At 73.3% G+C, this 26,691-nt stretch carries 19 protein-coding genes; 11 read left to right on the forward strand and 8 right to left on the reverse strand.

The window, feature by feature from the left end:
- Position 1 precedes the first annotated feature (1 nt).
- Together ACIBEC_RS13850 and ACIBEC_RS13855 are read left to right on the forward strand one after the other, a co-directional pair.
- Positions 2-751 (forward strand): transketolase, encoded by a 750-nt coding sequence (locus tag ACIBEC_RS13850; protein ID WP_396287924.1) that lies wholly within the window; start codon positions 2-4, stop codon positions 749-751.
- 93 nt (positions 752-844) lie between these two features.
- Positions 845-1,738: a transketolase C-terminal domain-containing protein gene (locus tag ACIBEC_RS13855; protein ID WP_360499176.1), complete on the forward strand. Its 894-nt coding sequence runs from the start codon at positions 845-847 to the stop codon at positions 1,736-1,738.
- A gap of 67 nt (positions 1,739-1,805) precedes the next feature.
- Here ACIBEC_RS13855 and treZ read toward each other — a convergent pair whose 3' ends face one another.
- The 3 genes from treZ to glgX form a co-directional block, all read right to left on the reverse strand.
- The gene (treZ, locus tag ACIBEC_RS13860; RefSeq protein WP_396287934.1) at positions 1,806-3,611 is read right to left on the reverse strand and encodes a malto-oligosyltrehalose trehalohydrolase; all 1,806 of its coding nucleotides are present in this window, start codon (positions 3,609-3,611) and stop codon (positions 1,806-1,808) included.
- A 41-nt stretch (positions 3,612-3,652) separates the two neighbouring features.
- Positions 3,653-6,217: a malto-oligosyltrehalose synthase gene (gene treY / locus ACIBEC_RS13865; RefSeq protein WP_360499179.1), complete on the reverse strand. Its 2,565-nt coding sequence runs from the start codon at positions 6,215-6,217 to the stop codon at positions 3,653-3,655.
- 152 nt (positions 6,218-6,369) lie between these two features.
- The gene (gene glgX / locus ACIBEC_RS13870; RefSeq protein ID WP_360499181.1) at positions 6,370-8,595 is read right to left on the reverse strand and encodes a glycogen debranching protein GlgX; all 2,226 of its coding nucleotides are present in this window, start codon (positions 8,593-8,595) and stop codon (positions 6,370-6,372) included.
- Between the two features lie 502 nt (positions 8,596-9,097).
- Here glgX and ACIBEC_RS13875 point away from each other — a divergent pair.
- The 4 genes from ACIBEC_RS13875 to ACIBEC_RS13890 all read left to right on the forward strand — a co-directional run bounded on the left by ACIBEC_RS13875 (position 9,098) and on the right by ACIBEC_RS13890 (position 12,493).
- Positions 9,098-10,288, forward strand: coding sequence for an SAV2148 family HEPN domain-containing protein (locus ACIBEC_RS13875; protein WP_360499394.1), 1,191 nt, complete (start codon positions 9,098-9,100; stop codon positions 10,286-10,288).
- Between the two features lie 74 nt (positions 10,289-10,362).
- Entirely contained in the window at positions 10,363-11,295 is a 933-nt protein-coding gene (locus ACIBEC_RS13880) for a GNAT family N-acetyltransferase (RefSeq protein WP_360499183.1), read from the forward strand.
- A gap of 311 nt (positions 11,296-11,606) precedes the next feature.
- Positions 11,607-11,780, forward strand: a complete 174-nt coding sequence (locus ACIBEC_RS13885) for a hypothetical protein (protein ID WP_396287925.1) — start codon at positions 11,607-11,609, stop codon at positions 11,778-11,780.
- Entirely contained in the window at positions 11,780-12,493 is a 714-nt protein-coding gene (locus ACIBEC_RS13890; protein WP_360499396.1) for a 3'-5' exonuclease, read from the forward strand. The genes ACIBEC_RS13885 and ACIBEC_RS13890 overlap by 1 nt, the downstream gene beginning before the upstream one ends.
- Here the strand turns inward: ACIBEC_RS13890 and ACIBEC_RS13895 are convergent.
- The 4 genes from ACIBEC_RS13895 to ACIBEC_RS13910 form a co-directional block, all read right to left on the reverse strand.
- Positions 12,421-13,509 (reverse strand): hypothetical protein, encoded by a 1,089-nt coding sequence (locus ACIBEC_RS13895; RefSeq protein ID WP_360499185.1) that lies wholly within the window; start codon positions 13,507-13,509, stop codon positions 12,421-12,423. The two genes, ACIBEC_RS13890 and ACIBEC_RS13895, sit on opposite strands and share 73 nt — an antisense overlap.
- 26 nt (positions 13,510-13,535) lie before the next feature.
- The gene (locus ACIBEC_RS13900) at positions 13,536-14,609 is read right to left on the reverse strand and encodes a polysaccharide deacetylase family protein (RefSeq protein WP_360499187.1); all 1,074 of its coding nucleotides are present in this window, start codon (positions 14,607-14,609) and stop codon (positions 13,536-13,538) included.
- Positions 14,610-14,813: 204 nt separating this feature from the next.
- Positions 14,814-15,707 (reverse strand): aminoglycoside phosphotransferase family protein, encoded by an 894-nt coding sequence (locus ACIBEC_RS13905; protein ID WP_360499189.1) that lies wholly within the window; start codon positions 15,705-15,707, stop codon positions 14,814-14,816.
- A 120-nt stretch (positions 15,708-15,827) separates the two neighbouring features.
- Complete coding sequence (locus tag ACIBEC_RS13910) at positions 15,828-18,074, reverse strand: MMPL family transporter (RefSeq protein ID WP_360499398.1); 2,247 nt, start codon at positions 18,072-18,074, stop codon at positions 15,828-15,830.
- A gap of 592 nt (positions 18,075-18,666) precedes the next feature.
- Between ACIBEC_RS13910 and ACIBEC_RS13915 the strand changes: the two genes are divergently transcribed.
- The 4 genes from ACIBEC_RS13915 to ACIBEC_RS13930 all read left to right on the forward strand — a co-directional run bounded on the left by ACIBEC_RS13915 (position 18,667) and on the right by ACIBEC_RS13930 (position 24,370).
- The gene (locus ACIBEC_RS13915) at positions 18,667-20,859 is read left to right on the forward strand and encodes an MMPL family transporter (RefSeq protein ID WP_360499191.1); all 2,193 of its coding nucleotides are present in this window, start codon (positions 18,667-18,669) and stop codon (positions 20,857-20,859) included.
- Between the two features lie 342 nt (positions 20,860-21,201).
- A complete protein-coding gene (locus ACIBEC_RS13920) occupies positions 21,202-21,408 on the forward strand; it encodes a cold-shock protein (RefSeq protein WP_030242345.1) in 207 nt (68 codons plus the stop codon).
- A 160-nt stretch (positions 21,409-21,568) separates the two neighbouring features.
- Positions 21,569-23,251 (forward strand): DEAD/DEAH box helicase, encoded by a 1,683-nt coding sequence (locus ACIBEC_RS13925; RefSeq protein ID WP_360499193.1) that lies wholly within the window; start codon positions 21,569-21,571, stop codon positions 23,249-23,251.
- 351 nt (positions 23,252-23,602) lie between these two features.
- Complete coding sequence (locus ACIBEC_RS13930; protein WP_360499194.1) at positions 23,603-24,370, forward strand: ricin-type beta-trefoil lectin domain protein; 768 nt, start codon at positions 23,603-23,605, stop codon at positions 24,368-24,370.
- A 55-nt stretch (positions 24,371-24,425) separates the two neighbouring features.
- Here the strand turns inward: ACIBEC_RS13930 and ACIBEC_RS13935 are convergent, their stop codons facing one another.
- Complete coding sequence (locus ACIBEC_RS13935) at positions 24,426-25,313, reverse strand: helix-turn-helix transcriptional regulator (RefSeq protein WP_360499196.1); 888 nt, start codon at positions 25,311-25,313, stop codon at positions 24,426-24,428.
- Between the two features lie 111 nt (positions 25,314-25,424).
- Between ACIBEC_RS13935 and ACIBEC_RS13940 the strand changes: the two genes are divergently transcribed.
- Positions 25,425-26,456 carry a hypothetical protein gene (locus tag ACIBEC_RS13940; protein ID WP_360499198.1) on the forward strand — a complete coding sequence of 344 codons (1,032 nt, stop codon included), beginning with the start codon at positions 25,425-25,427 and terminating at the stop codon, positions 26,454-26,456.
- The last annotated feature ends 235 nt before the right edge of the window (positions 26,457-26,691 follow it).

Below are 26,691 nucleotides of genomic sequence, written 5' to 3' on the forward strand. Positions count from 1 at the left end.
CATGACGACGAACGCAGTGATCAACGCACCGGCGGAAACCGTGACCGAGACCAAGGCCGAGGCTCTCTCCCAGGCCCGGTTCGAGGACCTGTCGGCCCTGATGGGCCTGATGACCGGCGACGAGAAGCACGGCCCGGCCGCCACCTCCACGCTGGACGCGCTCTGGGTGCTGTACGACCGGGTGCTGCGGGTCACCCCGGCCACCGCCGAGAAGCAGGACCGCGACCGCTTCCTGCTCTCCAAGGGCCACGGCCCGATGGCGTACTACGCGGTGCTGGCGGCCAAGGGCTTCATCGACCCCGAGGTGCTGCCGAGCTTCGGCGGCTACGACTCGCCGCTCGGCCACCACCCGGACCGCACGCTGATCCCCGGCGTGGAGATCGCCTCCGGCTCGCTCGGGCACGGACTGCCGCTCGGCGTCGGTACGGCGCTCGGGCTGCGGGCCCAGGGCCTGGACGACCCGGTGGTGTGGGTGCTGGTCGGCGACGCCGAGTTCGACGAGGGCTCCAACCACGAGGCGGTCGCCTTCGCCGGGGCGTACGGGCTGGACCGGCTGCACGTGGTGGTGATCGACAACTCCTCGGCCACGCACGGCTGGCAGGGCGGCATCGCGCAGCGGTTCGCCTCCGAGGGCTGGTCGACCGCGACGGTGGACGGCCGCGACCACGAGGCGCTGTACCGGGCCTACACCGCCGAGCACCCGGGCCGCCCGCACGTGGTGGTCGCCCGGGTGGAGCCCAAGGGCTACTGAGCCCCCACCGGCGCCCACCGCCACCCCGCCCCGTACTGCACGTACGTGCCGCACGCACGCCAAGACTGCAAGAACCCGAAGGGAACCCCACCGATGGACACCATGCGCGACCGCTTCGTCGACGTCACCACCCGCCTGCTGGACGAGGATCCCCGGCTGGCCGTGGTGCTCGCCGACATCACCGCGGCCGCCTTCACCCCGGCCCAGGAGCGCCACCCCGACCGGGTGGTCAACGTCGGCATCCGGGAACAGCTGCTGATCGGCGCCGCGGGCGGTCTGGCGCTCAGCGGGATGCGTCCCATCGCCCACACCTTCGCCAGCTTCCTGATCGAACGGCCCTTCGAGCAGGTCAAGTTGGACCTGACCCACCAGGGCGTCGGCGCCGTCCTGGTGAGCGCGGCCGGCTCGTACGACTGGCCGGCCGGCGGCCGTACCCACATGTCCCCGGGTGACATCGCACTGCTGGACACCCTGCCCGACTGGACCGTCCACGTCCCCGGCCACCCGGACGAGGCCGAGCAGCTGCTGCGCCACGCCTATGCGGACGGCGACCGCAATGTGTACGTCCGGCTCTCCGGGCACCAGAACGCGGCACCGGTGGCGGTCGAGCCGGGCCGCTTCACCACCGTCCGCACCGGCTCGCGCGGCGTGGTCCTGGCCGTCGGGCCGATGCTGGACGCGGTGCTCGCGGCCACCGAGGGCCTGGACGTCACCGTGCTGTACGCGGCGACGGTGCGGCCCTTCGACGCCGCCGGGCTGCGTGCGGCGATCGGCGACCGGGCGGACGTGGTGCTGGTCGAGCCGTACCTGGCGGGCACCTCGGCGAACGAGGCGCACGAGGCGCTGGCCGACCGCCCGCACCGGGTGCTGGGCCTCGGCGTGCCGCGCGAGGAGCACCGGCACTACGGCTCGATCGCGGAACACCTGGCCGCCTACGGCCTGGACGCGCCCGCGCTGCGGGAGCGGATCGGCACCTTCCTGGGGTGAGCCGGTCCCAGTCGGATCAGTCAGCGGATCAGCCGGTGAGTCGGTCCCGGTCGGATCAGTCGGCGGATCATCCGGTCAGGACCACGGCCACCGCGTCCGGGCCGACCCGCACCGCCGAGCCGTCCAGCACCGCCGAGCCGTCCAGCACCGCCGAGCCGTCCGGCGCCGCCGGGTCGCCGGGAACCGTTCGGCCGAAGGCCGCGACCACCTCGAGCCCGGTGGCCCCCAGGGGCAGCGCGGCCTCGGCCGGCCCGAGGTTGACCGCGATCCGGTACGGCCCGCGGTGTACCACCAGCCAGCCCGCCTCCTCGTCGAAGTCCACCCGGACCGCGCCGAGGTCGGGGTCGGCGAGCTCCGGGCGTTCGCGTCGCAGCCGGATCAACGTCCGGTACCAGATGAGCAGTTCGTTGTGCGGGGTGCGCCGGGGCTCGGTCCAGTCCAGGACGGAACGCAGGACGGTGGCGGGCTCCTGCGGGTCGGGGACGGCGTCGGCGGCCCAGCCGTGTTCGGCGAACTCCCGCCGTCGGCCCTGCCGGACGGCTTCGGCGAGGTCCGGGTCGGTGTGGTCGGTGAAGTACTGCCAGGGGGTGGCGGCGCCCCATTCCTCGCCCATGAACAGCATGGGGGTGAACGGCGAGGTGAGCACGAGCGCGGCGCCGCAGGCGAGCCGGCCGGGGGAGAGCGTGGTGGAGAGGCGGTCTCCGAGCGCCCGGTTGCCGATCTGGTCGTGGGTCTGCAGGTAGCCGAGCAGCCGGTGTCCCTCGCCCGCCGGGAACGGGCGTCCGTGGCTGCGGTCGCGGAAGGAGGACCAGGTGCCGTCGTGGAAGAAGCCCCGGGTGAGGGTTTTGGCGATGGCGGCGAGCGGTTCGCGCGCGAAGTCCCCGTAGTAGCCCTGGGATTCGCCGGTGAGCGCGCAGTGCAGGGCGTGGTGGAAGTCGTCGCTCCACTGGGCGCCGAGGCCCTGGCCGCCGGCCTCGCGCGGGGTGGTGGTGCGCGGGGTGTTGAGGTCGGACTCGGCGATCAGGAACAGCGGGCGGTTCGTCGCGACCGCCAACTTCTGGACCTCGTACGAGAGTTCTTCGAGGAAGTGGACCGCGCGGTCGTCCGCGAGGGCGTGCACGGCGTCCAGCCGCAGGCCGTCGATGCGGTAGTCGCGCAGCCAGGCCAGCGCGCTGCCGATCAGGTACGCGCGGACTTCGTCCGAGCCGGGCGCGTCCAGGTTCACCGCGGAGCCCCACGGGGTGTGGTGCCGGTCGGTGAAGTACGGCCCGAAGGACGGCAGGTAGTTGCCGGACGGGCCGAGGTGGTTGTGGACGACGTCCAGCACCACGCCGAGGCCCTTGCGGTGGGCGGTGTCGACGAAGCGCTTGAGCCCCTCGGGCCCGCCGTAGGGCTCGTGGACGGCCCAGAGCGAGACCCCGTCGTAGCCCCAGCCGTGCTTGCCGGGGAACGGGCAGACCGGCATCAGCTCGACGAAGTCGACGCCCAACTCGACGAGGTGGTCCAGGTGTTCGGCGGCGGCGTCGAAGGTGCCGCGCGCGGTGAAGGTGCCGATGTGCAGCTCGTACAGCACCGCTCCGGGCAGTGCGCGGCCGCGCCAGCCGGTCCGGGACCAGCGGAACGCGGTGTGGTCCACCGGCCGGCTCGGGCCGTCCGGGCCGTGCGGCTGCCACGCCGAACGGGGGTCGGGCAGCGGCGGGCCGCCGTCGAGGCGGAAGGCGTAGTCGCCCGCCGGTGCCTCGCCGGACCACCAGCCGTCACGGTCGGTGCAGCGGTCCAACTCGTGCGGCACGCCGTCGACTTCGACGCGGACGCGGGAAGCGGCGTTGGGCGCCCATACCTCGTACGTCCGCACCTCCTCGACCCGCACCACGTCGACCCGATCCTCCTTGGCCCGCGCCTCGTCGGCCGGCATCAGCCCCTCCTCGTCAGCAGCGCCACCGGCAGGGCCGCCAGCAGCTCGGCGACCGGCACCGGGCCCGCCGGGAAGCTCCGCAGCGTCAGCTCGTCCGTCCACGGTCCGCCCGGTGGCAGCTCCAGCACGGTGTCCCGCCAGCCGCCCGCCCGCTCCAGCCCGTACGGCAGCCGGGTGACGGCGGTGACCACGTCGTTCCCGCGGGCGAAGGCCAGCAGGTGGTCGCTGGAGAGGCCCACGCCGGGCAGCGGCCGGTACGGGCCGAGCGGGCGGGAGCGGCGCAGGTGCAGTGCGCGGGTGGTGAGGTGCAGCTTCTCGCGGGCGAGGTCGCCGGGGCGCGCCGTGGCCGAGTCGGTGAGCCGGACGGCGAGCGCGCCGAGGTTCACCACGCCCCGGTTGTCCGGGTCCACCAGGGTGTACAGCGGCTCCTCGCTGCCCTGGTAGAGGTCGGGCACGCCCGGCACGGTGAGGTGGAGGAGGGCGGCGGCCAGGGTGTTGGAGCGGGCGTACGGGGCGAGGGCGTGCACCGTGCCCTCGATCCGGGGGAGCAGCCCGGGGTTGCCGAAGACGGCGCGGGCCCGCTCCTCCAGCGCCCGCTCGTAGCGCGGGTCGGGCTCGGTCCAGGAGGTGTGCAGCTTGGCTTCGCGGACCGCTTTGAGCAGGGCCGCGACCAGCCGGTCCGGGGTGATCGGCCAGGCGGCGACCAGGGTGTGCCAGAGCAGCCAGTCGGCGTCGCGGTCGAGGCCGGAAGTGCCGGGCCCGGAAGCGCCGGGCCCGGGAGCGGCGGGCCAGGGAACGCCCATCCCGGCAGCGCCGGGCCCGACAGCCGGGAGCCCGGCTGCGGTGGACCAGGCGGCGGCCTCGGCGGCCCACACCTCCGGCTGCTCGGCGAGGACGGCGAGCCGGGCACGGGCGTCGGCGCTGCGCTTGGTGTCGTGGGTGGAGAGCACGGTCATGCCGTGCGGCCAGTCACGCTCCTGCCGGCGGCACCAGTCGTGGAAGTCCGCCGGGCGCAGCCCGGGCCGGGCGGGATCGCCGCCGACCTCGTTGAGGCCGGGCAGCGCGTTCCAGCGGTAGAAGGCGGTGTCCTCGACGCCCTTGGCGGCCACCGCAGCGGCGGTCTGGGCGAAGCGCACGCAGAACTCGTCCTGGTCAGCGCCGCGCCCCAGCTCGCCGAGCGCCAGTGCGGCCACCAGCCGGTCGGTGGGGTCGGCGGAGCCGTCCAGGGCCGCCCGCAGCTGCTGCGCCGAGGCGGTGGGCACCTGTTCGCCGGGCCGGGCGTACGGCCGGTAGGCGGGGTAGCCGGTGAGCAGCCGCCCGAGCGAGGCGCGCAGCTGCCAGGGTGAGTGGTCGGCGTGCGCGGGCTCGGCGGCGCCGATCCGCAGGGCGATCCGCACCAGCCGCTCGACCTCGGCGGCGAGCTCGCCGTCCGGTCGGGTCATGTCGGCCCGCCCGCGCCGGGCGGCGGCGATCGCCGGGTGCGGGTCCTCGCACAGGTCCCGGGCGGGGCCGCCGTGCGGGGAGGGGTCGCGCAGGAACGACTCGTAGGCCCCGGCCAGCCGGCAGGCGCCCGCGTGGTCGGTGAGCACGCCGTCGATGCGGCGCAGCGCGTCGTAGCCGGTGGTGCCGGCGACCGGCCAGTCCTGGGGCAGCCGCTCCTCGCCGGTGAGGATCTTCTCGACCACGACGTACGCCCCGCCGGTGGCCCCCGCCCGGCTGGTGGCCGCTGCGAGGCGGTGCAGGTAGCCGCGCGGGTCGGCGAGCCCGTCCGGGTGGTCGATCCGGAAGCCGGCCAGGACGCCGTCGGCGTGCAGGCCCAGCAGCACGGCATGGGTGGCGGCGAACACCTCGGGGTCCTCGACGCGGAGGGCGATCAGCTCGTTGACGGTGAAGAAGCGCCGGTAGTTGAGCTCGGTGCGGGCCAGGCGCCACCAGGCGAGCCGGTACCACTGGCGGGCGAGCAGCTCGGGCAGCGGCAGGGCCTCGGTGCCGGGGCGCAGCGGCAGCTCGTGCCGGTGGTAGCGCAGGGTCTCGCCGTCGACGGTGAGCTGGTCCAGGACGGTGCCGAGCCGGTCGCCGAGCAGGGGCAGCAGGACCCGGCCGCGCCCGGGGGCGTCGGCGGGGCCGGGCTGGGCGGTCCAGTCGATGTCGAACCAGCGGGCGTACGGCGAGTCGGGCCCGTCGCGCAGCACCTGCCAGAGCGGGCGGTTGAGCCGCTCCGGGACGGGCACGGCCATGTGGTTGGGCACCACGTCGGCGATCAGGCGCAGTCCGTGTCGGTGCGCTTCGGCGGCCAGTGCGCGCAGCGCGGCCTCGCCGCCGAGCTGCTCGCTGATCCGGGTGTGGTCGACGGTGTCGTAGCCGTGGGTGGAGCCGGGGGCGGCTTCCAGCAGCGGGGAGAGGTGCAGGTGGGAGACGCCGAGGGCGGCCAGGTAGGGGACGGCGGCGGTGGCGTCGTGGAGGGTGAAGCCGGGCTGGAGCTGGAGGCGGTAGCTGGCGGTGGGCGTGCCGCCGGGAGGGGTGGCGGCCGGGCGGGACTGCGCGGGCTCGGCGGCGGAGGTCATAGCTCCATAGGTACCCGGGGGAGCCCGCCGCCAAGACCCGCTGCTGACCCGAACAGGTGACCACCGCCGTTCGCGGACGGTGACCGTCAGCGTTCGCGGTCGGTGACCGTCACCGTCGCGGAGGGGCGACCGCCGCCGTTCGGGGAGTCTCGCTACGCCGGCCGCTGCAGCACCATCAGTGAGCGGTCGATGAGCCACAGCGTGTCGCCCGCCTTGACGCGCGCCCCCGTGCCCCGGGCGGGCAGCCGGGCCTGCGCGGTGTCGACCACGAGCTGCCACTCCTGCCCGTGGTCGGCGGGCACGGTGAACTCCAGCGGCTCGAAGTGGGCGTTGAACATCAGCAGGAAGGAGTCGTCGACGATGCGCCCACCGCGCCGGTCCGGCTCGGAGATCGCGTAGCCGTTGAGGAAGACGGTCAGCGACTTGGCGTAGCTGGCGCCCCAGTTGCGCTTGGTCATCTCCTCGCCGGTCGGGGTGAACCAGGCGATGTCGGTGAGGTCGTCGAAGCCGCCGGAGGCCGGCGCCCCCGCACCGGGCCGCCCGGACCCCGACTGTCCGGAGCCCGGCCGCCCGGCCCCCGAGCGCCCGGCCCCCGACGGCTCGGACACCGACGACGGCCCCGACACCGGCCGCCCGTGGAAGAACCGCCGCCGCCGGAACACCGGGTGGTCGCGGCGCAGCCAGATCATCCCCTGGGTGAACTCCAGCAGCCGTGCCTGCGGCCCGTCGTCCTCGGGCCAGTGCACCCAGCTGAGCTCGTTGTCCTGGCAGTAGGTGTTGTTGTTGCCCAGCTGGGTGCGGCCGAGTTCGTCGCCGTGGGAGAGCATCGGCACGCCCTGGGAGAGCATCAGGGTGGCGATGAAGTTGCGCTGCTGGCGTGCGCGCAGTTCCTCGACGGCCGGGTCGGTGGTGGGGCCCTCGACGCCGCAGTTCCAGGAGCGGTTGAAGGATTCGCCGTCGCGGTTGTCCTCGCCGTTGGCCTGGTTGCGCTTGTCGTTGTAGGAGACGAGGTCGCGCAGGGTGAAGCCGTCGTGGCAGGTGACGAAGTTGATGGAGGCGATCGGGCGGCGGCCGTCGTCCTGGTAGAGGTCGGAGGAGCCGGTGAGCCGGGAGCCGAACTCGGCGAGGGTGGCGTTCTCGCCGCGCCACAGGTCGCGCACGGTGTCCCGGTACATGCCGTTCCACTCCGTCCACAGCGGCGGGAAGTTGCCGACCTGGTAGCCGCCCTCGCCGAGGTCCCAGGGCTCGGCGATGAGCTTGGCCTGGGAGACCACCGGGTCCTGCTGGACCAGGTCGAAGAACGAGGAGAGCCGGTCGACCTCGTGGAACTGCCGGGCGAGGGTGGCGGCGAGGTCGAATCTGAAGCCGTCCACGTGCATCTCGGTGACCCAGTAGCGCAGCGAGTCCATGATCAGTTGGAGCACGTGCGGGCTGCGCATCAGCAGGCTGTTGCCGGTGCCGGTGGTGTCCTCGTAGAAGCGCTGGTCCTGGGCAAGGCGGTAGTAGGAGACGTTGTCCAGGCCGCGCAGCGAGAGCGTCGGGCCGAGGTGGTTGCCCTCGGCGGTGTGGTTGTAGACGACGTCCAGGATCACCTCGATCCCGGCCGCGTGCAGGGCCTTGACCATCGACTTGAACTCCTGCACCTGCTGTCCGCGGTCGCCGGTGGAGGAGTAGGAGGAGTGCGGGGCGAAGAAGCCGATGGTGTTGTAGCCCCAGTAGTTGGCCAGGCCGAGGTCGCGCAGCCGGTGGTCGCGGACGAACTGGTGCACCGGCATCAGCTCGATCGCGGTGACACCGAGCTTGGCCAGGTGCTCGATCACCGCCGGGTGGGCCAGGCCCGCGTAGGTGCCGCGGATCTCCTCGGGGATGCCCGGGTGCAGCCGGGTGAGGCCCTTGACGTGGGCCTCGTAGATGACGGTGCGGTGGTAGTCGGTGCGCGGCGGGCGGTCGGTGCCCCAGTCGAAGTACGGGTTGATCACCACCGAGTGCATGGTGTGCGGGGCGGAGTCGAGGTCGTTGCGGCGCTCGGGTGCGCCGAAGTGGTATCCGTAGACCGACTCGTCCCAGTCGATGTTCCCGCTCATCGCCTTGGCGTACGGGTCCAGGAGCAGCTTGGCGCTGTTGTGCCGCTGGCCGAGGCCCGGGTTGTACGGGCCGTGCACGCGGAAGCCGTAGCGCTGGCCGGGCTGGATGCCCGGGAGGTAGGCGTGCCGGACGAAGGCGTCCGTCTCGCGCAGCTCGACGGCGGTCTCGGAGCCGTCCTCGTCGAGCAGGCACAGCTCGATGCGGTCGGCGCTCTCGGAGAACACGGCGAAGTTGGTGCCGGCCCCGTCGTAGGTGGCGCCGAGCGGGTAGGGCGTACCAGGCCAGACCTGCATGACTCCTCAACTTCCTTGCTGCCTATGGAAACTGACATGTGGTCCGACAATAAGTCCGACGGACTGCCCGGACTCGGACGCTCTCCTGCCCGGCCGGGCGGCCGGGCATGTGCGGTGCTCGTGCGCCGTGACGCACGGCACAGCCCGCATACTTCCCGAGCCCTTCCCCGGGGGCCGGGAGAACCGGCCCGGGTTGGTCCGAACGAGTGTCCGGCGGGCATTCCTGTGAAGAGTGGTGCGGGTGGTGCGGACCAGTGGTGCGGGCGGAGCCCTCGAGCATCCGGCTGCGGTCGGCTCGCGGCGGGCAGTACCCTTGATCGTCCGGCCGCCCCGGCCGACCCGGCGCACTGCCGACGGACAGTCAGCGGACAGTCGACGGCCCCGGGGCAGAACGAGCAGCAACCAGATGAGGTGGCGCATGGTGTTCCCCGCCGGCGGCCGTGGCCCCGGGCCCGACGGCCCCCACCGGGTCGGGGCCCGCAGCGAGGCGCCCACGGTGGTCATGCGCCCCACCCTGACCGGCCGCGCGCTGGTCCCCGCCCAGAGCGGCCCCGTCGAGATACCCGCACTGGCCTGGTCCGCCGCCGAATGGGAGGACGCCTACCAGCGGGTGCGGCTGTCCGGCCGCGCCTACGTCTGGCTCAACCTGGTCGAACAGCGGCTGCGCTCCCTGGTGGACGAAGTCCTGCACCCCATCTACGCCCCCGCCCACGGCGAGGACTGGGTCACCGCCGCCGCCGGACCGGCCGGCGAGGAATGGGCACACCGGGCCGGGGCCGTGCGCGAGGTCAGCCGCCGCAAGGGCTACCTGCTCGACCCGGCCGACGACGACCCGCTGGTCTTCCTCACCCTGCCCCAGCTGCGCGAGCTGATGGTCCAGCACTGGCCCTGCTTCGAGCCGTACCTCGCCGACCGCCGCGAGATCGAACTCGCCCTGGACGAGCTGGAAGTGGCCCGGCACGTGGTCTCCCGCAACCGGGTGCTCACCCAGACCGTCCTGGCCCAGACCGAGCGGGCCGCCGCCCGGCTGCTGGCCGTCCTGGACGGCGGCGCGGGCGGGGTGCCCGCCGACGTCGTGGAGTCCCTGGTGGCCGGCCGGTACGCGGACGTGGTCGCGGTGCACGCCGACCGTGTCCGGCTGCAGCGCGACCTTCCGGTGGAGGACCTCCTGGACGGTGCCCGACGACTCGACGCGCTCGGCATCGGCCTCGGCATGCTCTGTCAGAACTACACCGGCAAGCGCCTGGTGCGGCTGGCCGGGGAGGGCTGCCGGGTCCGGCTGCTCTTCCTCAACCCGGCGAGCAGCGCGGTACGCCGCCGTGAACGCGAACTCGGTCTCGGGCGCAACGAGTTGTCCCGCTCGATCGAGATGAACATCATGCACGTACGGCGGGTCCGGGCCCGGCTGCGCGACCAGGGCGGCTTCGAGATCCGGGTCTTCGACGAGACCCCGCGTTTCACCGCCTACCTGGTCGAGGGCCCCCGGACCACCGGCCAGGCCGGCGGCCGCCGACAGGGCCGCGACCTCGGCGTCATCCAGCCCTACCTGCGCCGCGCCCGCGGCATGGAGTCCCCGGCGCTGGTACTGCGCGGCGGCGCCGGCCAGCAGCCCGGCGGCACCGAGCCGGGACTGCTGGAGGTCTACCGCGAGGAGTTCGAAGGGGTCTGGGCGGACTCCCGGCCCGTGTCGTGAGGCCCCCGCCGTGAGGCCCGCGTCGTGAGATAACCGCTGGTCCACGGGGTGCGGTGGCTGCCAGACTGCGGACCGTGAACAGCCTTCCCGCGTGGACCCTGGAACCCGCCGCGTTCGACGACCTCGAACGCATCACCGACCTCAAGGACCAGGTCATGCGCGCCGACCTGGAACGCCTCGGCCGCTGGGACCCGGACCGCTCCCGCCGGCGGGTGGCGGACTCCTTCTCCACCAGGTGGACGTCCGTGCTGCTGGTCGAGGGCGCCTTCGCCGGCTCCGTCACCGTCCGCCCCGACGAGCAGGGCGGGCGCCACCTGGAACTGTTCTACCTGGCCCCGCACCTCCAGGGCCGCGGCCTCGGCACCGCCGTGCTGCGCCGGCTCCTCGCCGAGGCCGACGCCGCCGGAGAGCCGGTGCGCCTCGTCGTCCTGCGGGGCAGCGCCGCCCAGCGGCTGTACGAGCGGCACGGCTTCACCGTCGTCCACGAGGACCCGATCGACGTCCACATGCACCGCCCCGCCCCCGAACCCACCCCCGCGACCACCCCGGAGCAGGCGCGCACCCGGCTCCAGGACTGGGCAGCCCTCTGGAGCACCGGCGCCGCCCCCGGCCGCACCGTGATCGACGCGGCCTGCGAGGCCCTGGTCGTCGGACTCGACGGGCCGGCCCTGCGCGAACTGGCCGCCTGCGAGTACGCCGACGCCGTCACCGACCTGGACGCGCTGCTGCCCCCGGCGCTGGCCGAACAGGGCCTGGACTTCCACCCCAACGGGAGCCGCTCCGCCGACGAGGCCGCGCTGCGGGCGCTCGCCGCGCGCTGCCTGGACGGGGAGCTGACGCCCCGGGAGCTGACCCGCGTCGTGCACCAGCGCTGGGGGCACCAGCTCGACGAGTCCGACCCGCTCTCGTGCCTCGACGACGAGTACGACATGCTCGACTACGGCACGCGCACTCGGGAGGACCTGGACGCCGACGTCCTCGCCGAGGCCCGCCGCCTGAGGCAGTAACGATTCGTCGGCGACCGGCCTCAGGCCTCCGTAGGCCGGACGGCCGGCGGCCGGTAGTCATCCGAGATGCCCACGGCCCGGCGCCCTCGCTGGCGCGTCTCTGATCGTCCGCAGCGGGTGGGACTCGTCCGGCCGGTAAGGGGGCACCCGGGCAGGTTCGGGGCAGTGCTCATGGGTGGCTCCTGCGTTCTTGCCCGAGGAGCAGCCCGGGCCCGCCGGGCAGGGGGAGCGGGCGGCCCGTGGGTCGGGTTGTCGGTGGGGCGGGTGATGATAGGGGCTGTTTCGAGCGGTAGGACGGAAGGACACACCTGATGAGCTGGTGGCAGCAGCCACTGGTCGGCTTCGACCTGGAGACCACGGGCACCGACCCGGCCGTGGAGCGCATCGTCACGGCCGCGCTCGTGGACACGGTCGGGGCCGCTCGGGTGTCTCATGGCGAGGCACGGCGCCGGCCGGCAGCCCACGCCGGAACGAGGGCCGCGTGATGAGCTGGATCAGTGGGCCCTTGGTGGCCTTCGACCTGGAGACCACGGGCACCGACGTCGAGACCGACCGCATCGTGACGGCGGCGGTCGTGCGCCTGGAATCGGCCGGGGCCGTCTCGGCCGAGCGGACCTGGCTGCTGAATCCCGGGGTAGCCATACCCGAGCAGGCATCGGCGATCCATGGCATCTCGACGGAACACGCCCGCGAGCACGGGGCGCCGGCTGCCTCGGCCATCGAGGAGATCGTGCAGGTCGTCGTCGAGGGGCTGCGCACGGGGACGCCTCTGGTGGTGATGAACGCACGCTACGACCTGTCACTGCTGGACCGCGAGTGTCGGCGGCACGGGGTCGAGTCGATCAGTGCGCGGCTGGGTGGTGTGCCTTCGCCCGTCATCGATCCGCTGGTGATCGACAAGCACATCGACAAGTACCGGAAGGGCAAGCGGGCCCTCCACGCGTTGTGTGCGCACTACGGGGTGTCGCTCGATGACGCGCACAACGCGAGGGCCGATGCCGTGGCCGCCGCCCGCGTGGTGCGGCGCATGGGTGAGAAGCACCAGCCCGTGGGCCTGATGCCGCTGGCGGATCTGCATGACCTTCAGGTGCGTGCGGCGGCTGAGCAGTCGGTCTCCCTCCAGGCCTATCTGCGGCGTACCGCGGATCCGACGGCAGTCGTCGAGCCGGCCTGGCCGCTCATTCCCCGGAGTCGGTGACCGCGTCGGTCACCGTCCGGCCGACCTGCCGTACGAACGGCGACATCGGGTCCTCCTGCAAGGCCTTCAGGGACAGCGGCACGCGCTCGCGCACCAGGTCGACGTCGAGGATCTTGGTGACCGTGCCGGTGGCGATCTGCCCGCGGCGGAGAGTCCTCAGAAAGGCCCAGTTCCGATCGCTCCGGGTCGGCTCGGTCCTCCCGGACCAGGTCGGTGGAGTGCCAGGACGGCCAGCCGCCGACCTTCCAGCCCTCCGCGCAGGACAGGAAGCGGTGGTACTCGATGCCGTGCCGCTGCGCGAACTCCTCGGCTGCGTCGTGGAGTTCGCTGGGCAGCTCGTCCTGGTCGGGCAGGTCCCGGACCTGCTCGGGGCGCAGCGCGCACGGGGTCGGCAGGTACGTCTTGTCGCTGCGGCGGGGTGCCGGGGGTGTGGCCGGGGCGAGGTCGGCGGCGCGCTGCCAGTGGAGTTCGACGTTCGGGCCGTAGTAGTAGCGCGTGTTCGGGAGGTCGTCGTGGTCGTTGGGGCACCAGATCACCTGGAGCCGGTCGGTGCCGTCCGGCCAGGGCAGGTGCGGGGCGTCCTCGGCCCGGAGGTGGACGAGCGGCACCATGGCCGTTCCGGCGGCCGGCCGCTCGGGGACCATGCGGTGGGTGCGCCAGTTGACCAGGTCGAGGGAGCGGCCGTCGCCCATGATCCGGCGCTGCTCGGCGGCTTCCGCCGAAGTGAAGACGTGCGCGGGGCCGCCGGCCCGGGTGCGCTCGCGCACCGCGCGGTCGATGTCCTCCCAGATCGCGCGGTCGGCGGCGGAGACGTCCTGGTACTCGTCCTCCAGGTGCCCGGCGGTGCAGTGCGGCCAGGGTTCGTCGGCCGGCCAGAGCGCGGGGCCGCCGATCCGGCTCGCCTGCGGGTCGGGCGTCGCGGCGTACGGGTGGAGCAGGGTGGCGGGCCGCAGGTACGGGGCCAGCCCCGGTACGGCGGCGACGAGTTCGGCGGGGGTCGGGCGGGTGTCGGTCACGCCGCACACCCTAGGGGTACGGTCCGTCAGGCCGCAGGGAAGTCGAAGGTGTACCCCTGGGCGACCAGCCAGGGCAGCAGCTGCTTGAGCGCGGCCACGGTCTGGCTGCGATCGCCGCCGCCGTCGTGCATGAGGATCACGCCGCCGGGCTTGAGCTGCTTCTGCACGGTGGAGACGATGGCGGGCACGCCGGGGCGGGACCAGTCGCGCGGGTCGACGGTCCAGCCGAGCGAGCCCATTCCCAGGCTCGCGGTGATCTGCTCGTTGTCGGCGTTGAAGCCGCCGCCCGGGGCGCGGAACCAGTCGACCTGGGTGCCCGGGCCGCCGGCCTGGACGATCATGTCCCGGGCCGCGGTGATCTCGTACACGGCCTTGTCGTGCGGGAGCTTCGCGAAGGGCTGCGGGTGGTGGACGCTGTGGTCGCAGAGCCGGTGCCCGGCGGCCAGGACGCGCTTGACCGTGGCCGGGTTGGCGGCGGCGTTCTGGCCGATCTCGCAGAAGGTGGCCTTGGCGTGGTACTGGGCGAGCAGGTCGAGGATCTGGCCGGTCGCGGGGCCGGGGCCGTCGTCGAAGGTGAGCGCGACGGTGCGGCCGCCGGAGGCGGTGGAGCCGATCACGGTGCCCGCCCCGGGGTGCTCGGGCGGGGTGGCCCGCGGCGCGGCGGGCGAGGAGGCCGCGGCGGGGGAGGCCGGTGCGGCGGGTGTGGCCGGCGCCGCGGGTGTGGCCGGTGCGGCGGGGGAGGAGGGGTCTGCCGGCTTGGGCGTGCGCGGCTTCGCCGGTGCGGACGACGCGGCCGGAGCGGACGACACGGAGGAGCCGGTGGACCCGGAGGAGCCTGCGACCGGCGGCATTCCGTCGGAGCCGGGCGTCGGTGCGATGGTGGTCGCCGCCGTCCCGTTCGGCTGGGCGGCCATCGGCGGCTGTGTGCCGGTCTGGGCCGTGGCGCCCGGTGGCTGCAGCGCCCCGCTGGCGGTTCCGCACGCGGTCAGTCCCAGGACGGCGGCCACCGCGACGCAGCCCGCGATCAGCCGGCGCCGGGAGCGGGACGGGTGGGTCGGGGCGGAGGGGCGGAGGGTGGTCCGGTGGGCGTTCCGGTGCATGGCGGCGGCTCCTGAGGTGCGAGTGCGGTGCCGATCTCTCGGGTCAGGATGACTGTCCGATAGGACGCCGAGCGTACGTGGCCCGGTTGCACGCCGGACCGCGGCGCTCTAAGAGCCTTCTCACACCCGTACCGGTTGGCGTCCGCCCGCCGATCGGGGTACCGGGCTCCTCACCTCAGCCGGTCGAGGCCGGTCGGGCCGCCGTCAGAACGGGTACCAGCGCACCTCGGTGGCCCCGCTCCGCAGCGAGTCGACGCGCCGCCGGAACTCCGCGAGCGCGGCCGGGTTGCTCGCCGCCTGCTGCGCCACCCAGGAGGCGCTGGCGGTCTCCCGGGCGCCGCGCAGCACGGTGAAGCCGGGCCAGTCGCGCACGTCCCAGCCGTACGCCTCGGTGAACGCGCGGTACTCCTCGTCGGGCACGCTGTAGCGGTCGTGGGCGAGTGCGAGGACCACCAGGTCGTGCTCCCGCAGGTCGTTGGCGACGAACTCGAGGTCGAGCAGGACCGGCCCGTCCGGGCCGACGTGGACGTTGCGCGGCAGCGCGTCGCCGTGGATCACCCCGGGGTGCAGCCGCGGGGCGAGGTCGGGCAGGGCGGCTTCGAAGGCGTCCCTGCGGTGGCGCAGGAAGGCGACGTCCGCCGGGGCGACGTGGCCCTCGGCGGAGGCCAGCCAGCGCTCCACCGGGGCGAGCAGGTCGCGCCGGCCGAGCGGGACGGGCGGCACCGGCAGCCGGTGCAGGGTGCGCAGCAGCGGGGCGAGGTCGACCGGGCGGGCGGGGCGGACGGCGGGCGCGAGCCGGTGCCAGAAGGTGACCGGGTGCCCGTCGGCGAGCTGCGGTTCGGGTGCGACCGCGTCGTACGGGCGCACCACCGGGACGCCCTGTCCGGCCAGCCAGTGGGCGACGGTCAGCTCGCGGTGCGCCCGGTCGTACAGCTCGGGGCCGCGGCCGACCTTGGCGACCACGGCCGGGTCGCCGAGGTCGAAGACGGCGTTCTCGCCGAGTGCGAGCAGCCGGGCGTCGCCGGAGCCGGGCAGGTCGGCGGACTCGCAGGCGTGGGCGAGCAGCAGCCGGGCGCGGCCCTCGTCGAAGGGGATCATGAGGGGGCTCCGTTCCGGCGGGGTTCACCCGGGGGACCCCGGACGGTGATCATCATGACGCACGGGCGCCGGGCCCCGCGCGTGGCGGGGCCCGGCGTGGTGCGCGTCACCGGTGGCGGCTCAGGCCTCGACCCGCCGGTGCCGGGCGGTGCCCTCGGCGGGGGCGGCGGGCTGCCCGTGCAGGGCGGTCGCGGTGCCCAGCGGTGGGACGGACTCGCGGTGCGAGAGGTCCGGCAGCCAGTTCAGCCAGCGCGGCAGGTACCAGTTGCGGTCGCCGAGCAGGCTCATCACGGAGGGGAGCAGCACCGCGCGGATCACCGTCGCGTCGATCAGCACCGCGACCGCCAGGCCCACGCCCATCTGCTTCATCGCCTGCATGGACAGGGTGCCGAAGACCGCGAACACCGCCACCATGATCACCGCGGCGCTGGTGACCACCCCGGCCGTGGAGCGGATGCCGTGGGCGATCGCGGCCCGGGTCGGCAGGCCGCGGTCGTGGCCCTCCTTGATCCGGGAGACCACGAAGACGTGGTAGTCCATCGAGAGCCCGAAGAGGATGACGAAGAGGAACAGCGGCACCCAGGACTCCACCGCGCCGACGCCGGCGGTGCCCAGCAGCGAGGCGCCCACGCCGTGCTGGAAGACCAGTGTCAGCACCCCGTACGCGGCGCCCACCGAGAGCAGGTTGAGCACCACGGCGGTGCCGGCCACGGCGAGCGAGCGGAAGGAGGTGAGCATCAGCAGGAAGGCGAAGGCGACCACGAAGCCGAAGACCAGTGGCATCGAGCCGGTCATCGTGGCGTTGAAGTCGTACGAGCCGGCGGTGCTTCCGGTGACCGGGGCCTCGGTGCCCGGCACCTTGAGGACGGTCGAGGGCACCAGGTCCTCGCGCAGGGTCTTCAGCGCGTCGTTGCTGGTGGCGTCGTTGCCGGTGCCGTCGAGCGGGATGTCGACGGTGGCGACGTTCCGGTCGGCGTGCACGGCGACCTCGATCGGGCCGTGCATCCGTCCGCTGGCCAGCGCCTTGGCCTTGAGGTCGGCGATCGCGGCGGTCATCGCGGGGGAGCCGATGTCCGTTGCCTTGATGACGACGGTGGCGGGGGCCGGGCTGCCGGGGAAGGCGGCCTCGATCTTCTGTGAGGCGGCGACCAGCTCGTTGCCGCGGGGCAGTTGCTGCTGGAAGGTCAGGTTGGCGGTGTGCATGGTGAGCAGCGGCGCGGCCAGGGCGAGCAGGAAGGCACCGGCGAGCAGGGTGGAGGCCAGCGGGCGGTTGAGCACCGGGGTGAGCACCGCGTTCCAGAACCGTCCGCCGGTCGCGGGGCTCCCGGCGGCGTTCGGGCGGCGGAGCCGGGAGAGGAAGGGCACCCGGCCCCTGTCGACCCGGTCGCCGAGCATCGACAGCAGCGCGGGCAGCACGGTGAGCGAGCCGAGTACGGCGGTGACCACGACGAGGATGGTGGCGAAGGCCATCGCCCGGAAGTCGCCGATCCCGGTGAGGAACATGCCGGCCATGGCGACCACCACGGTGACGCCGGAGACCAGCACCGCCCGCCCGCTGGTGGCGGCGGCCACGGTCAGCGCGGTGTGCGCGTCGCGTCCGGCGGCCCGTTCCTCGCGTTCGCGGCGCAGGTAGAAGAGGCAGTAGTCGACGCCGACGGCGAGGCCGACCAGCAGCATCACCGAGCTGGCGTCGTCGCTGGTGTGCAGCAGGCCGCTGCCGAGCGCGACCAGTCCGGCGGCCGCGACGAAGGCGGTCAGGGCGAGCACCACCGGCAGCACGGCGGCGACCAGCGCGCCGAAGGCGATCAGCAGGATGCCGAGGGCGAGCGGCACGGCGGTCCACTCGGCGCGGGTGAAGTCGTTCTTGAACTGGTCCTGGATCCACTTGCCGGAGCTGGCGTCGCCGAGCTCGACCACGGTCAGGCCGGGGTTCTGCTTCTGCACGCCGGCCACCGCGTCCATCACGGACTGCACCTCGGCGACGGCCGTGTCCCGGTCGCCCTTGAGCGTGACCAGGACGAGCGCGGAGTGGCCGTCCGGGGAGACGGCCTTGGTGTCGTACGGCGAGCGGATCCCGGCGGCCTTGCCGGTGCCGTCGACAGCGGTGACCACCTGGCCGACGGCCGTGCGGAAGTCGGGGTCGTCGGCGCTGCGGGTGGCGCTCTGGACCAGGACGGTCTCGCTCGCCGGGCTGGTCAGTCCGGCCTCGTCGAGGATCCTCGCGGCCCGGGCGACCTGCCCGGGCATCGACTCGGCGTCGGTCACCTTGGTGCTGCCGTGCATGCCGCCGAGCACGGCGGCCAGCACGACGAAGAGCAGCCAGCCGAAGACGGCGGTCTTGCGGTGCCGGGCGCTCCAGACGCCCATGGCGGCGGCCAGGCCTGGTCGGGCCTGCACGGGTCCGGTCTGTACGGGCTTCACGGGAGGTCCCCCCTGGGAGAGCGGTCGTCGCCGGACGGGAGCGGTGGCGGCGGTGGTCGCCGGTGCCGCGCCGGTTGCCCGCCGGCTGTCTGCCGGGTGCGGATCCGGCGTCCCAACAGACAGTAGGGAAGCGGGGGTTGGCCGGTAATCCGGCTGGCGGGTGACCCTTCCCTGGGGCTTGCCTCGGGGCCGGGGTGGGGTTTTCCCTACCTCCCGACCCCGAGAACTCCTCCTCAGGGGTAGGGGGCACAACTCCACCCTGAGGGGGAGGCGACTCCACCCGGAGCACGAGGTCAACGGGCTTGCGCTCGGGAGAAACTGGGTCGGGGCCGTTCGGGGCGGCCCCGTAACGGGGGTTGGAATACGGGGGCTCCTTGCCGGGCGGCAAGCAAGTGCTCGTAAGATGATGCCCCAAACCTACTTACCTGCCGACCGGCAAGGGTGTGCCTCCCGTGCATGCCTGGGCCGGTCCTGCCGTCGCCCAGCGTCCCGTCCCCCAAGGGCCGGCGGTGAACCATGCCCAGGAGGCATCACGAGCATGTTCCACCGACTAGGACACTTCGTCGTTCGCCGTGCGTGGTGGGTGATCCTCGCCTGGGTCGTCGCGATGCTCGCCATCGTCGCGTCGGCCCCGAAGGTCACCTCCCAGACGGACGAGTCCGCGTTCCTGCCCAAGCACTACGAGTCGATCCAGGCGGCGCAGCTCCAGGAGCAGGCCTTCCCGTCCAGCTTCACCCCCGCCGCGCTGCTGCTCTTCGAGCGCAACGACGGCCAGGCGCTGAACGACGCCGACCAGGCCTCGATGGACAAGGTCGTCAACGGTCTGACCGCGGCGAACATCCCCGCCGTCGAGAAGATCATCCCGGTCGACCCCAAGGCCTCGAAGTCCAAGGACGGCAAGTACGCGCTGTCCATGGTCGCCATCGACAAGACCAAGATGCAGACCGACGAGTTCCCCGACGCGGCCAAGAAGCTGCGTGAGGAGGGCGCCAAGCTCGCCGACGGCTCCGGACTGAAGTTCCAGGTCGGCGGCCAGGCCGCCAGCAGCCTGGACCAGAAGGACGCCTCCGGTTCCACCGACGCCATCGTGATGCTCGGCAGCCTGCTGCTCGTCATACTGATCGTCGGAATCATCTTCCGCAGCATCCTGGCCGGACTCCTGCCGGTCCTCCTCTCGCTGGTCATCGCGATGCCGGTGGCCAACGGCCTGATCGCCGACGCGATCAAGATGTTCGACCTCAAGTCCTCCCCGATGACCTCCGCGATCCTGATCATCGTGGTCCTCGGCGTCGGCACGGACTACTTCCTCTTCCTGGCCTTCCGCTACCGCGAGCGGCTGCGCCTGGGCGAGGACCGCAAGACGGCCGTGGCCAACGCCGTCGGCCGGGTCGGCGAGGCGATCGCCTCCGCCGCCGGTGCCGTCGCCGTCGCCTTCGCCGTGCTGATCCTGTCCAGCCTGGGCATGTTCACCGCGCTCGGCCCGGCACTGGCCATCGCGGTCATCGCGACCGCCCTGGTCTCGCTGACCCTGGCCCCCGCCGTGCTCGCCGTCCTCCCGTCCAAGGCCGTGTTCTGGCCCGGCAAGAAGTGGATGCAGGAGCCGAAGAACGCCCGCTTCGCCGCGCTCGGCCGGATGACCGGCAAGAAGCCCGGCCTGGTCGCCCTGGTCTCCGGCGGCGTCCTGGTGCTGCTGACCCTGACCGGCATCAACTACAACGGCACCTACGACCTGGCGGGCAGCTCCATGCCCAAGGGCAAGGAGTCGATGGTCGTCCAGGACAAGCTGATGACCGCGTTCTCGGCCGGCGCCGCCGACCCGAGCCACGTCTACCTGACCAGCACCAACGGCGCCAAGCTCAGCGACTCGGCGATCACGGACTTCGCCGGCAAGCTCCAGGGCGTCTCCGGGGTGGCCTCGGTCACCACGCCGGTCGCCCAGAAGGGGATCAGCGCCGACGGCGGCACCGCCGACTTCACGGTGATGCTCAACGACGCCCCGGCCTCCAACAAGGCCATCGACGCCATCGAGAAGGTCCGCGACACCGCCCACGCCTCGGCCCCGGCGGACAGCAAGGCCCTGGTCGGCGGCATCACCTCGGTGTACAAGGACATCAACACCGCGATGGTGCACGACTACACGCTGGTCTTCCCGATCGCGGCCTTGCTCATCATGATCATCCTGGGCCTGCAGCTGCGCAGCGTGGTCGCGCCGTGGTACCTGATGGCCTCGGTCGGCCTCGGCTTCGGCGGTACCCTCGGTGCCACCACCCTGGTGTTCCAGAACATCAAGGGCGAGCAGGGCCTGATGTTCATGCTGCCGATCTTCATCTACCTCTTCGTGGTGGCGATCGGCACCGACTACAACATCCTGATCATCGCCCGCCTCCGCGAGGAGGCCCGCGAGGGCCGCAACCCGCGCGACGCGGCCCGCGAGGCCGTCAAGCACGGCGGCCCGACTGTCGCGGCGGCCGGCTTCATCCTGGCGGCGTCGTTCGCGACCTTCATGCTCGCGGGCAACGTGCTCTTCATGGAGCTCGGCTTCTCGCTGGCCTTCGGCATCGTGCTGGCGGCCTTCGTGATGGCGATGTTCTTCACTCCGGCGCTCACCGCGCTGCTCGGCCACCGCGCCTGGTGGCCCGGCCACGCCGACAGCCCCGACCACGGGCACGGCGACGGTCCGGCCCCGCTGGCGGGCACGCACGGCGTGCCGGAGCCGGCCGGCCGGCACTGACCTCGGGCTGACCCAGGATCGGCCTGGGACCGGTTCCTCCCCGGGACCGGCCCCGGGCCGATCCACCGGCGGCGCCCCGCTTCGGCGGGGCGTCGCCTGCCCGTTTGCCGGGGGCGCCAAACGTGATCTGTTCAGCGGAAAATCCCCGGTCGCTCTGGGTGGCGCCGTGCTACAGTCGAGTCAGTTGCAGTTTTGGTTCCCATGAACGTGTATGTGCGCCTGCTGGTACCAACCAACAGGCGCATTTGTTTTGTCCGGTGTTTCAGTCTCCGGATGGGGATCGCGGCTACTTGGGGATTCACGAGGTGTGAGTCCCTGATGCCCCAGTTAGAGGAGACGGTTATGGCTACCGGCACCGTGAAGTGGTTCAACAGCGAAAAGGGCTTCGGCTTCATCGAGCAGGATGGTGGTGGCGCTGACGTGTTCGCCCACTACTCGAACATCCAGGCTCAGGGCTTCCGTGAGCTGTTCGAGGGCCAGAAGGTCGAGTTCGACGTCACGCAGGGCCAGAAGGGCCCGCAGGCCGAGAACATCATGATCATCGGCTGACGTCAGCCCCAGCGCTGACTCGCGATCATCGCGAAGCGGGGCCCGCACCGCACGGTGCGGGCCCCCGTTCATGCCGCCGTACGGCCGGGGCGGCGCACTCCCTTCCGACGGCCGACCAGTCCGCACACCGCGGGCTTCAGACCGACGGATCGGAGATCCCATGACCACCCCTGCCCGCCCGCCGCGCGACCGCGGCCCCCGCACCACCGACCAGTCCCGCCGCAACGCCGGCGGCGGCGACCGCCTGCGCAAGCCGCGCGGCCGCACCGGTGCCCCCAAGCAGGCCCGCGCCGCCGCGCCCGAGGCCGCCGACTTCACCGTGGTCCAGGGCACCCCGGCCCGCCCCCCGGCGGCCACCTTCGCCGAGCTCGAGCTGCCCAAGGCGCTCCTCTCCGCGCTCACCCGCCAGGGCGTCACCGAGCCGTTCCCGATCCAGGGCGCCACGCTGCCCGACTCGATCGCCGGACGCGACGTGCTCGGCCGCGGCCGCACCGGCTCCGGCAAGACCCTGGCGTTCGGCCTGCCGCTGCTCGCCCGGACCGCCGGACGCCGCGCCGACGCCCGGCACCCGCTGGCCCTCGTCCTGGTGCCCACCCGCGAGCTGGCCCAGCAGGTCACCGAGGCGCTCACCCCGTACGCCACCGCCGTGAACCTGCGGATCACCACCGTCGTCGGCGGCATGTCCATCGGTCGGCAGGCCAACGCCGTGCGCCGTGGCACCGAGGTCCTGGTCGCCACCCCGGGCCGGCTGGACGACCTGATCGGGCGCGGCGACGTCATCCTCTCCGACGTGGCGATCACCGTCCTGGACGAGGCCGACCAGATGGCCGACATGGGCTTCCTGCCGCAGGTCAGCAAGCTTCTGGAGCAGGTCGCCGAGGGCGGGCAGCGGATGCTGTTCTCCGCCACCCTGGACCGCAACGTCGACCGGCTGGTCAAGCGCTTCCTGACCGACCCGGTGACCCACTCGGTCGACCCGTCGGCCGGCGCGGTCTCCACCATGGACCACCACGTCCTGCAGCTCGAGCCGACCGACAAGGCCTCCGCGACCGCGCACATCGCCTCCCGCGAGGGCCGCGTGATCATGTTCGTGCACACCAAGCACGGCGCCGACCGGCTCGCCAAGCAGCTGCTCGCCAACGGCGTGAAGGCCGCCGCCCTGCACGGCGGCAAGTCCCAGCCGCAGCGCAACCGGGTGCTCGACCAGTTCCGCGACGGCCACATCTCCGCGCTGATCGCCACCAACGTCGCCGCGCGCGGCATCCACATCGACGGCCTGGACCTGGTCGTCAACATCGACCCGCCGATCGACCACAAGGACTACCTGCACCGCGGCGGCCGCACCGCCCGGGCCGGCGAGTCCGGCACGGTCGTCACGCTCGTACTGCCCGAGCAGCGCCGCGAGGTCAACCGGCTGATGACGGTGGCCGGCATCCGCCCGACCGTCACCAAGATCCGCCCCGGCGACGCCGACCTGGCGCGGATCACCGGCGCCCGCACGCCGAGCGGTGTCCCGGTCACCCTGGCGGTGCCGGTGGCCCAGGCCGCCGCGGGGGCCCCGGCCGACTCGGCGGGTTCGGCGGACGAGAAGCGCGCCGGGTCCAAGAGCGGGTCCCCGCGCCGCCGCTCCGGCAAGCGCTCCGGGCTGCCCGCCGACGTCGACATGAACGGCAACCCGCGCCGCCCCCGCCCCAAGCAGCGGATGGGCGCCGCCGCCGCCCAGGGCGACCGCCCCCAGGCGGCCGGCTTCATCGGCCGCTCCTCCGGCCGCGCCAAGCCGGGCAGCGGCACCAAGTCCGGCTCCAACTACGGGACCGGGCGCCAGCGTCGCAAGACGGACTGACGACCGTCCGAGCCCGCCGAACGGGCCCCGTGCCTCCCCTCTGTCGTGGGGGGCGCGGGGCCCGTTCCGCGTTTTCGGGGCCGACGGCCGCGACAGCGCCTGTCCGCACCCAGGCGGCCGCGACACCGCTGCCCGCGCGCGGTGAAACTGCCCGCTCGCGGTGAAACTGCCGCCCGGGGCAACGGTGCTGGTCAGCCCCGATCGCACCGGCAGCTTCCGCCTTACTGCCGGTTGACGGTCGATCACGAGGCCCCGAAGCTCTCACCCGGCCCACACATCTGCCACACCGTCAACACGGTGCGGCCGAGGGTGAGTCGACGTGATCCGCCAACCGGAAGGACGACCGTACCGATGCGCCGAACCTCCGCACTTCTGACCACCGCCCTGCTCGCCGGGGCCGCCGCGCTCACCGCGCCCGCCGCCAACGCCGCCGAGAGCACCACCCGGAACGCGCCGTCCGCGTCCGCCGCGCCGACCACCAATGCCCTGACCGCCGGAAGCTGTACCGTCGGCCGCAACGGCTACGGCTTCGTCGGCACGTGCACGGGCATCGACCCGCAGCAGACCTGGCGCGTCGCGGGCACCTGCCAGAGCATCGGCAGCAACGGCTTCCCCGTCTTCTCGGGGACGTCCAGCGGCTGGGCCACCGGCAACGTCACCGCCACCGCGGGGTGCTTCTTCCCGGCGATGCCGACCTCCGGCTGGATCGTGTACGGCTCCCCGGTGCCGGCGGGACCGGTCGGCCAGATCAGCGGCTACGTGAACAAGTGCGCGGACGTGCGCGGCGGCAGCAACGCCAACAGCACGCCCGTCCAGATCTGGGACTGCACCGGCGCCGCCAACCAGACCTGGAGGGTCGGCACCGACGGCACCATCCGCGCCCTCGGCAGGTGCCTGGACGTCCAGGGCGGAAACACCGGCAACGCCACCCTGGTGCAGATCTACGACTGCAACGGCACCGGCGCCCAGCAGTGGCAGGTCCGCCCGGACGGCTCGCTACTCAACCCGCAGTCCGGCCGCTGCCTGGACGACCTCGGCTTCTCCACCACCAACGGCAACCAGCTCGGCATCTGGGACTGCAACGGCGCCGCCAACCAGAAGTGGAACCTCCCGGCCTGACCGCCGCTCCCGATCCGCCGCCCCGCGCCACACGGGGGCGGCGGACCGTTCCGCGTCACACCGCTGCCACCGCCGCCGCCGGAGTCAGGGCCAGGGCCGGGGCCGGGGCGAGGGCGCGCAGCCGCTCCTCCGTCTCGGCGTCACGCGGGGCCATCACGATCAGCTGCAGGCCCTCGGCGGCCAGCAGCACATGCTGGTCGATCCGCAGCAGACCCACCGCCTCGTGCCGGAGGACCTTCTCGGAGCCGGAACGCTCGGCGACCTGGTGCTCATCCAGCCAACGGTCCGCCTCCGCGTACTCGCCGCGCATCTGCTGGATCATCCGGGCCAGATGGCGCCCCACGGCCGTCGTCTCGCCACCGCGCTCGGCATAGGCGGAACGCAGCTGCGCCAGGAAACTGCGGGCATGCTCCTCCCAGTGCTCGACCCGGGCCCGGTGCACGGGGTTGCCGAACACCACCCAGGCCAGGTTGCACTCCTGCGGCGGCCGGCCGGTCAGGCCGAACAGCGCGTCCGCGCCCGGATTCCAGGCCCGGATGTCCCAGTTGGCGTCCATCACGAAGGACGGCGCCGGCCACTGCGCGTGCATCAGCCGCAGCAGCGGGACCGGTACGTCCCCCGGCGCGGCCACCTCCCCGTCCTGCGGGTGACTGCCGGACAGCCGGAACAGGTACGCCGTCTCCGCCCGGTCCAGCCGCAGCGTCCGGGCCAGGCTCGCCAGCACCTCCGGGGACGGATGGATGTCCCGCCCCTGCTCCAGCCACGTGTACCAGGTCACCCCCACCCCGGCGAGCAGCGCCAGCTCCTCCCGCCGCAGCCCCGGTGTGCGCCGCCGCACCCCCGGCGCCAGCCCCACGTCCTGCGGCGTCAGCCGCGCCCGGCGGCTGCGCAGGAAACTCGACAGCGCCGTACGGCGCTCCTGGGCGTCCTCCACCTCGACCATCTCCCCCGTCCTCCCTGGTAGTCGAACTACCAGTATTCCCACGCACTGCTGCGGACCGCCCGTTCACGCGAAGCTTGATCACGTCAACGGATCGCACGCAAGGGAATTCCGATGAGCAACCGTCAGCACCGTACTCTCCGCCGCACCCTGGTCGCGGCCGCATTGACCACCCTGCTGGGCGCCGCCGGCGCACTGCCCGCGGCCTCGCCCGCCGCCGCGTCGCCCGCCAACTGCCCGGCCCCGGCCGTGATCACCGGCCACGCGCCCACCCTGGTGCCCGAGGCGGGCGCCTGGGACGCCTCCCACCACCGCTTCCTGCTCGGCTCGCTGCGGCACGGCACGGTCTCCGCCGTCGGCACCGACGGGACCGTGCGCACCCTGGTGCAGGACCCCGCGCTGACCGAGGTCGCCGGCCTGCGGGTCGACCCCGTCCACCGCCGCGTCCTGGTCACCGACCTCGACAACGGCGTCGGCGAGCACAGCAGCCCCGCGACCCTCGGGAAGATCGCCGGGATCGGCGCCTACGACCTGGACACCGGCCGCCGCCTCTTCTACACCGACCTCGCCGCCGTCGCCGCCGACGGCGGCAACCACCTGGCCAACGACATCGCGGTCGGCCCCGACGGCACCGCCTACGTCACCGACTCCTTCGCCCCCGTCGTCTACCGGGTGGCGCCGGACGGCACCGCCTCCGTCCTGCTGCGGGACCCACGGCTGACCCCCGCCCCGGGTTCGTACGGCCTCAACGGCATCGTCCTGCGCGAGGGCCGGCTGATCATCGGCAAGTGGGACGACGGCACGCTGTGGCAGGTCCCGCTGTGGAACCCGGCCGCCGTGCGGCAGGTCGAGGTGGACGCCGGAGCCGCGTCCCTGCTCCACCTGGACGGCCTGCTCGGCCGCCCGGACGGTTCCGTCGCGGGCGTCACCAACGCCCTCCTGGGGGCCGGCCGCGACGCCGAGGTCGAACTGCGCTCCGACGACCACTGGCGCACCGCCCGCCTCACCGCCGTCCGCCCCTCCGTGGACGCCACTCCCACCGCGCTCATCGCCGGCCCGGCGGGCCGCGTCTACCAGCTCTCCGCCGGCCTCGGCGACGCCATCGCGGGCCACCCGACGGACGCTTTCACCCTGCGCCGGATCTGACCCGGCGCCGCCCGACCCCGGGTCGCCTGACGGCCCGGCCCCCGCTCACCCGGGGGCCGGGCCGTACGCGATCCGGCCGGATCGGCCGGGCGCGCGGTCTGCCGGGGCCGTTCCCGCGCCGTGTCGTACAAGCTCCGTGCGTGTACGAATCTATGGCGTGATCTTGGCCTTGCTCGTTGACCGTGAACACGGCGTGCCCGAGGCTTTCGCGCGGCCCGCACAAAGATCGCATCTT

The organism is Kitasatospora sp. NPDC051164 (assembly GCF_044455625.1).
Taxonomy (GTDB): Bacteria; Actinomycetota; Actinomycetes; order Streptomycetales; family Streptomycetaceae; genus Kitasatospora.

What these genes read in the sequence shown, in the direction of transcription:
- ACIBEC_RS13850 (WP_396287924.1), top strand. Translation starts at nt 2, where the DNA reads ATGACGACGAACGCAGTGATCAACGCACCGGCGGAAACCGTGACCGAG.
- ACIBEC_RS13855 (WP_360499176.1), top strand. Translation starts at nt 845, where the DNA reads ATGGACACCATGCGCGACCGCTTCGTCGACGTCACCACCCGCCTGCTG.
- treY (WP_360499179.1), bottom strand. Translation starts at nt 6,217, where the DNA reads ATGACCTCCGCCGCCGAGCCCGCGCAGTCCCGCCCGGCCGCCACCCCT.
- glgX (WP_360499181.1), bottom strand. Translation starts at nt 8,595, where the DNA reads ATGCAGGTCTGGCCTGGTACGCCCTACCCGCTCGGCGCCACCTACGAC.
- ACIBEC_RS13875 (WP_360499394.1), top strand. Translation starts at nt 9,098, where the DNA reads ATGCGCCCCACCCTGACCGGCCGCGCGCTGGTCCCCGCCCAGAGCGGC.
- ACIBEC_RS13885 (WP_396287925.1), top strand. Translation starts at nt 11,607, where the DNA reads ATGAGCTGGTGGCAGCAGCCACTGGTCGGCTTCGACCTGGAGACCACG.
- ACIBEC_RS13890 (WP_360499396.1), top strand. Translation starts at nt 11,780, where the DNA reads ATGAGCTGGATCAGTGGGCCCTTGGTGGCCTTCGACCTGGAGACCACG.
- ACIBEC_RS13900 (WP_360499187.1), bottom strand. Translation starts at nt 14,609, where the DNA reads ATGCACCGGAACGCCCACCGGACCACCCTCCGCCCCTCCGCCCCGACC.
- ACIBEC_RS13905 (WP_360499189.1), bottom strand. Translation starts at nt 15,707, where the DNA reads ATGATCCCCTTCGACGAGGGCCGCGCCCGGCTGCTGCTCGCCCACGCC.
- ACIBEC_RS13910 (WP_360499398.1), bottom strand. Translation starts at nt 18,074, where the DNA reads ATGGGCGTCTGGAGCGCCCGGCACCGCAAGACCGCCGTCTTCGGCTGG.
- ACIBEC_RS13915 (WP_360499191.1), top strand. Translation starts at nt 18,667, where the DNA reads ATGTTCCACCGACTAGGACACTTCGTCGTTCGCCGTGCGTGGTGGGTG.
- ACIBEC_RS13920 (WP_030242345.1), top strand. Translation starts at nt 21,202, where the DNA reads ATGGCTACCGGCACCGTGAAGTGGTTCAACAGCGAAAAGGGCTTCGGC.
- ACIBEC_RS13925 (WP_360499193.1), top strand. Translation starts at nt 21,569, where the DNA reads ATGACCACCCCTGCCCGCCCGCCGCGCGACCGCGGCCCCCGCACCACC.
- ACIBEC_RS13930 (WP_360499194.1), top strand. Translation starts at nt 23,603, where the DNA reads ATGCGCCGAACCTCCGCACTTCTGACCACCGCCCTGCTCGCCGGGGCC.
- ACIBEC_RS13935 (WP_360499196.1), bottom strand. Translation starts at nt 25,313, where the DNA reads ATGGTCGAGGTGGAGGACGCCCAGGAGCGCCGTACGGCGCTGTCGAGT.
- ACIBEC_RS13940 (WP_360499198.1), top strand. Translation starts at nt 25,425, where the DNA reads ATGAGCAACCGTCAGCACCGTACTCTCCGCCGCACCCTGGTCGCGGCC.